The organism is Desulfovibrio sp., assembly GCF_047607245.1.
Classification (GTDB): domain Bacteria; phylum Desulfobacterota; class Desulfovibrionia; order Desulfovibrionales; family Desulfovibrionaceae; genus Desulfovibrio.
Window position 1 is genome coordinate 1 of record NZ_JASGDK010000109.1, and the last position, 6,404, is coordinate 6,404.

Sequence of the window (6,404 nt, forward strand, 5' to 3'; positions counted from 1 at the left end):
CACGCGTCGGGGCATGCCCAACGGGAAGAGCTGCGGGAGATGTTTGAAGCCGTCAGACCGGAAATTTTCGTGCCTGTGCATGGCGAGTATCAGCATCTGGTCAAGCATGGCCGGTTGGCTGCCGAGTGCGGTGTCAGGGAAGAGAATGTCATTCTGCTTGAAGATGGGCAGCCTTTGACGCTCGAGGCCGAATCTTTCCGGCTGGAGCAGAGAGTGCCGGTTGAGTGTACTCTTGTGGACGGCAAGGGTGTTGGCGACGTGGGCTACGCAGTGCTGCGCGAACGCCGCATTCTTGGTGACGAGGGCATGGTTATCGTGGTGCTGGTTGTGGATTCGGAAACTGGCAGCGTGCTCCACGGGCCAGAGATGATTTCCAAGGGCTTTGTGTTCGAGCAGCACTACAGCCACCTTCTTGAAGACGCCAAATGCCTTGTTCTGGACGAAATTGAGGCGGCCCGGCCCGGGCAGTTGAATCGCATGCAGGAGGGCATACGCTCGTCCTTGAGGCGGTTCTTCCGGCGTGTGCTGGAGCGCGACCCCGTGGTGGTTGCCATTATCAGTGAGGTTTAGGCTGGCGTAAGCCTCGCTCCTGCCAGATGATGGTCAGCAGAACCCGTACGGGGCTGCATGGGGACCTTTGGCGGGGCGAGGCCGCGTCCTGGTGTTGTCTGCGCTTTGCGCAAGGATTTTCGGCAGTTGCGGCAAGGTGTTATGCTGTTAAAGCTGCGGACCTTGCAGGTTTCTGATTGTTTTGCGATAGAATCCAGAGCAGATTGGCGTTGAAAGTTAACTGTTTCAACGTTGTCATTCTGCCGAAAGCTCAGCTTTCGGCGAAGTTACGTTGCTTTACGGGGCACAGTGCTCTCGTGCAGCAGTAGCCCATTGAAGCCTTTTCAATGTTAAAATGCTCCAGGTCCGATAAGCTGCGGTGCTTGCGGGTTGCTTTTCAGCCCAGCCAGTAACGTACCAGCTATACGCAGCTTATTGGGGATAGGTTTTGACGGCATAGATTTTGCTCTATTCATGACAAAAATCTGGCGGCGGCAAAAGCTGCCGCAAGGAGCGGTCATGAGTAAGGCAAGCAGGGCTACCAGGGTTCCTTACGTCGTACTGAGCACAGCCCTTGTTGGTTGCGGGCTTTTTTTCGGCGTGCTACTTTGGCAAGAAGATCAGGGACAGAAATCTCGAGACGGTTTGCTTTACGCCCCAGGCTTTGCGGTCAAGGCTGAAGTCGTTGATGTTATGCGTGTTGTGCCTCTGGCCGGAGCCAGATTGCGCAGCCCAAGCGTCAACACCAATACCGAGTATGTGGTGCAGCTGGCCTATTAAAGCAGCCGAAATTGAGTGCTTGCCCCTGCGGGCAGAACGCGTAGGGCATGTGGCGGTATTTTCCGCACGTGTTCGCTGGCGATTCTGGCCGCATTTTTTTGCGGCGAAATTTTGACTTATTGGGGCTTTAGTTATACGAAATGATCGACATTTGCATATTTTTGCGGAAAATATGCAAAAAGTTTAAAAATGTTGCAAATGCAACGTCAAAAATAACTGACTTCGTATACTTTTCAAATAACACGATGTCTGTTTTCCGATTTCACAGCGTGAGTTTCACGATATGGGTGGAAGGGATAACTATGGGACACAAGATTGTCTAGTTGATTGCTAGGTAGTCTTGACGAGGGGTGCACTATACTTTATCCAGTATGCACTTGCTTACCATGATGGCACGGCGTTCTTGACCACGCTGCATTCATGCCCTATTTTTACCTCTTCACACCATACTAAAACGTAGGTGTTTCCGGCACTCTGAAAAGTTGGAACCGCGCTGCGATTAAAAAGGGTAAAACTCCGTCATGAATTGGGATTGGGATAAACTACAGGAAAAGAGGCAGAGACAGCAGGGAGGAAATCCCCCCCCCAGACCGCAACACGAAGCGGAACCTGAGGATGAAGGGCAGGATCGCCAGCCCCCCCGCGCAAAGCGCACTTCCTTTAATGGTCGTGGAGGAGGGAACGAAAATCCCCTCAAAAAACTTTCACAATTACGCTTTCCCAACGGAAAGGGATTTTTGTTTGTGGGGCTTGGGGTAGTAGCGCTTTGGCTTTTATCAGGCATCTACATTATCAACCCCGACGAAGAGGGGGTTGTGCTGCGTTTCGGCAAGTATGACCGCACTGAAGGCCCTGGCCCGCATTATGCGTGGCCGGCACCTATTGAAAGCGTGTACAAACCACAGGTCACCCAGGTGCTGCGCAGTGAAGTGGGCTTTCGCTCTGTGGGGCAAAGCGCCACATTCCAGCAGGGACAGGTGCGTACTGTCTCTGAAGAAGCGTCGATGCTCACTGGCGACGAAAATATCGTCAATGTGCAGTTCAGCGTTCAGTATAAAATTGGCGACCCGGTACAGTACCTCTTTAATGTAAGTGCGCCCACGGCACTGGTGCGCAATGCCGCTGAGGCGGCCATGCGAGAGGTTATAGGCAACAGTCAGATTGACTCAGCCATTACCGACGGCAAGCTTAAGATTCAGAGCGAGGCTACCCAGCTTCTGCAGACAATTCTTGACCGCTACGGAGCGGGTATACAGGTGCTGGCCGTCCAGTTGCAGGACGTACACCCACCGCAGGAAGTTATTGACGCATTTAAAGATGTGGCCAGCGCCAGAGAGGACAAGAGCCGCATTATAAATGAAGCAGAAGCCTACCGTAATGAGCTCTTGCCCAAGGCAAGAGGCCAATCGGCGGCCATGCTCAACGAGGCAGAATCCTATCAGGCCTTGCGCGTGCGTAATGCCGAGGGTGAAACTGCCCGCTTCGATGCCTTGAGCGCCGAGCACAGCAAGGCACCCAAGGTCACGGAACAGCGCCTTTACTACGAAGCAATGGAAGATATTCTTGCCGGCGCGGAAGAAAAGGTGCTTATGGACGGCCCTGCGGCATCGCGGGCATTGCCCTACCTGACCTTGCCAGGACTGAGCGCTCCGGCTGCTCCCAAGGCTTTGGAGAAGAAGTAATGCGTAATAATCCTTTGTTTATAGTTGTAATTTTATTGATAGTTGTTGTTGCTGGCAGTCAATGTTTTTTTACAGTGCATCAAACACAGACAGCTCTGGTTCTGCAGCTGGGTGAACCCCTGGACAAGGTCTATGGCCCCGGTTTGCACTTTAAAATGCCTTTTATCCAAAATGTGGTGTACTTCGATTCGCGGGTGCTGGATTACGAAGCCCGCTCACGTGAGGCCTTTACTGTAGATAAAAAGGCCATTGTGCTTGATAACTACGCACGTTGGAAGATTATTAATCCTTTGCAGTTTTACCGCACTATGCGCACCATACCGGGCGCGCAAGCGCGACTTGACGACGTTGTCTACTCCCAGTTGCGGGCCCTGGTGGGCGCTTACACTCTTACAGAAGTTGTATCATCCCACCGTGCAGCCATCATGAAGGAAGTGACAAACAAGGTTTCGGCCTTGATGCACAGTTATGGTGTTGAAGTGTTGGACGTGCGGATCAAACGTACGGACCTGCCGCCGGAAAACCAGCGCGCCATCTTTGGGCGCATGCGGGCCGAACGTGAACGTCAGGCCAAGCAGTACCGCTCTGAAGGCGAAGAAGAGTCCACGCGCATCCGTTCCGACGCTGACCGCCAGCGCGCTGTCATCCTGGCAGAAGCTGCCCGTGAGGCGCAGATAACTCGAGGCACAGGCGATGCCAAAGCCGCCTCGATTTACGCTCAATCCTATAACAAGGCTCCCCAGTTCTATGCATATCAACGCTGGCTGGAAGCTATGAGAAAATCTCTCAAGGAGAACAGCAAGATGGTGCTGGCCAACGAAGCGCCTCTTCTTAATCCTCAACATTGATGACGCGACCTGGTCGCGTTACGGAGTCCAAGACCATGCCTGCCTTTGCAGAAATATACGAACGTATCAAGCTGGCGACAAACAGCCGCACTCAGGTGGAATTAGCCGAAGTGCTGGATATCCGTCAGTCGAGCATTTCCGATGCGAAGCGCCGCAATTCCGTGCCTGGCGACTGGTTTATGAAACTGTTTGAAAAGTTCGGCCTTAATCCCGACTGGCTCAAACAGGGCATAGGCCCTATGTATCTGCGCACCGAACAAGGCTATACGCCGCAGGATGCTCCCGCATCTCTGGCCGAAAACGCCGCCCACTACGGCGATACGCTGGCCAGGGGCGTTGTGGCTTCCGTCTACCACATGCGCTGTGATTATTGTGATGATCAGCAGAGACCATCCCTGGAACTGGCGGGAAAAATATCCTTGCCGCACTCGTTTATGAAGGATGGGCTTTCCGTGATGCGCATGCGTGGAACCAACATGATCCCCACGGTCATGTCTGATGCCCACCTTGGTGTAGACACTATGGATAGAGACGTTATTTCAGGGCGTGTATACGCACTTTTTGCACCCAACGAAGGTGTGATTTTGCGTCGCATTTTTCTGAATAGCTCTCAAGACGGCTACGTGCTGCGTTCTGATTCGACTGATTTTCCTGAAACCACTCTCACCCCTGATTTGCTGAGCAAGCGTCTGGTGGGCCGGGTGGTATGGATACTTCAGGAACTTTAGGAATGATAAAAAGCCCGACTGGCAACGTATATCTGACCCTGTTCAGAACGGCCTGCCTGGTCTGTTGTCTGACGTGCTCTATGCTCATGATCGCCTGCGGCGGTGCGTATACTGAGCCCGTATCCCCCCCAGAACAGACCGGGCTGGCGCCCGTTGGCCTTGATACCACGGCAGGTACCAAGGCTGGCGTCGACCTGCCCGCAGTTGCCGACGTGAAACCTGATTCGCGTGCAGCGTCAGACAAGCCTTTTGATCCCGGTTATCAGTCTGTGCCTGCGGCGCAAAGTCAGGCTGACGCATTACGGCCTCCAGTGGCTCCTGTGTGGCAGCCGCTGGCCCAACGGCTTGCCGCCGACGGGCTTTCAGGTCCCAGAGTGGATGCGTTGCTGTCTACTCTTGCGCCTACGCCCAGCCAGTCGCCAATGGGGCGCAAGATGCTCGAGCTCTACAAGAGCCGTTTCATGCCCCGTCCGCCTTCAGCTACGCCTCCCGCTGATAAATACTACAAAGGGGTAGTGACTGAGCAGAACGCCCGCCTGTGCCGCGATTTTATCGCAAATCACAAGCTGGCCTTCAGCCAGGCTCAGGCCCGGTTTGGAGTACCTTCTTCTGTTGCCGTAGCCCTGCTGTTTGTAGAAACGCGGCTGGGCAAGGTGCTTGCCGATGTTCCAGAGAACGCACTGTTCACTCTGGCCAGCATGGCGGTCAGCCGCCAGCCTGACGACATCAGCCAGTGGCTGCCGCGTATGCCAGGTTATGAAGAACATATGCCTTGGTTCGATGAAACCATGCCCAAGCGAGCCGATTGGGCCTATAAAGAAGTGCGCGCCCTTGTAACCCATATCTTGCAGGACGATCTGGACCCCAGGTATCTGCCAAGCTCCATTTATGGAGCCGTGGGGCTGTGCCAGTTCATGCCTTCCAATATTGCGGCCTATGGTGCCGATGGAGATGGGGATGGCAAGGTGGATCTGTTTCATGTGCCGGACGCTGTGGCAAGCCTGTCCAATTATCTTGCACGACACGGCTGGAAGCCCGGTATAAGCCGCGCACAGCAGCATAAAGTGCTTATGGCGTATAACAAGTCGGTAATCTACGCCAACACGATTCTGGCGCTGGCCGATCTTGTGGCCAAACCTGCCGCTCCTGCCAAAGCCGTCGAGTCCGGAAAGTCTGGAAAAGCAGACCCAAAGGGCAAGGTGCCTGGTGGCAAGGCAGGGCAGGGCGAAAAAAATACCCCAAAAGGCAAGGCTTCATCCAGCAGTTCACAGCCGCACAATTAGAGCATATTACATTTGAAAATTTAGATATTCTAACGCTGCACGAAAGTGCAGCGTTTCTTAATATCCCGTATATTCTGCCGAAAATTGTACCTTTCGGCGGAAAGACAACGTTTAAAGGTAACGTATTTAAAGGTAAATCTTCTCAGGATTTTTCATTTTGCACACCAGTGAGCGTCTTCTGACTGCCAAGAAGCGCAGGTCAAGTGATGCACTGATCTGATCCGGCTGAAAGAACGGACGTTTCCGGCTCTCAAGTTATTCTTTTATCTGTCGATGAATAAAATATGGGGCTTGCCCCATGCGTGGCCTCCTGTCCCGTCAACAGGAGCATTTCTGGAGCTGCTTTGGCTTGCTTCAGAATTTGTAAGGCCGCGTTGCCGGGCCGTGCCCGGCACTGGCTCGCCTCTGCTCTCTGCTTGAGGGCGCATGCCCCAGCGGATGGCAGCAGTGAGTATTTGCGGTAGTGTGCCCGCAGATCGCCCGGCGTTCTAACGAGCGCCGGGCGCACGTTTTATGTGCCTGCAGCATGCATGC

Annotated in this window: 6 protein-coding genes; all 6 read left to right on the forward strand. The window is 53.8% G+C overall.

The annotated features are described in order from the left end of the window. Positions 1-570, forward strand: a 570-nt coding sequence (locus tag QM579_RS09105) for an MBL fold metallo-hydrolase RNA specificity domain-containing protein (protein ID WP_414998850.1), incomplete at its 5' end; no start/stop codon positions are given. A gap of 498 nt (positions 571-1,068) precedes the next feature. Beyond that, positions 1,069-1,329 (forward strand): hypothetical protein, encoded by a 261-nt coding sequence (locus QM579_RS09110; RefSeq protein WP_183717971.1) that lies wholly within the window; start codon positions 1,069-1,071, stop codon positions 1,327-1,329. A 521-nt stretch (positions 1,330-1,850) separates the two neighbouring features. Further along, on the forward strand, positions 1,851-3,011 hold the full coding sequence (hflK, locus tag QM579_RS09115) for an FtsH protease activity modulator HflK (protein ID WP_414998851.1): 1,161 nt from the start codon (positions 1,851-1,853) through the stop codon (positions 3,009-3,011). After that, positions 3,011-3,859: a protease modulator HflC gene (gene hflC, locus QM579_RS09120; protein ID WP_414998852.1), complete on the forward strand. Its 849-nt coding sequence runs from the start codon at positions 3,011-3,013 to the stop codon at positions 3,857-3,859. The genes hflK and hflC overlap by 1 nt, the downstream gene beginning before the upstream one ends. Continuing rightward, the gene (locus tag QM579_RS09125; protein WP_414998853.1) at positions 3,859-4,587 is read left to right on the forward strand and encodes a LexA family transcriptional regulator; all 729 of its coding nucleotides are present in this window, start codon (positions 3,859-3,861) and stop codon (positions 4,585-4,587) included. The genes hflC and QM579_RS09125 overlap by 1 nt, the downstream gene beginning before the upstream one ends. A gap of 80 nt (positions 4,588-4,667) precedes the next feature. Further along, the gene (locus QM579_RS09130) at positions 4,668-5,870 is read left to right on the forward strand and encodes a lytic murein transglycosylase (RefSeq protein WP_414998854.1); all 1,203 of its coding nucleotides are present in this window, start codon (positions 4,668-4,670) and stop codon (positions 5,868-5,870) included. Positions 5,871-6,404 lie beyond the last annotated feature (534 nt).

Excerpts from the sequence above, each read along its gene's own strand:
- hflK (WP_414998851.1), top strand. The coding sequence starts at position 1,851 with ATGAATTGGGATTGGGATAAACTACAGGAAAAGAGGCAGAGACAGCAG.
- hflC (WP_414998852.1), top strand. The coding sequence starts at position 3,011 with ATGCGTAATAATCCTTTGTTTATAGTTGTAATTTTATTGATAGTTGTT.
- QM579_RS09130 (WP_414998854.1), top strand. The coding sequence starts at position 4,668 with ATGCTCATGATCGCCTGCGGCGGTGCGTATACTGAGCCCGTATCCCCC.
- QM579_RS09110 (WP_183717971.1), top strand. The coding sequence starts at position 1,069 with ATGAGTAAGGCAAGCAGGGCTACCAGGGTTCCTTACGTCGTACTGAGC.
- QM579_RS09125 (WP_414998853.1), top strand. The coding sequence starts at position 3,859 with ATGACGCGACCTGGTCGCGTTACGGAGTCCAAGACCATGCCTGCCTTT.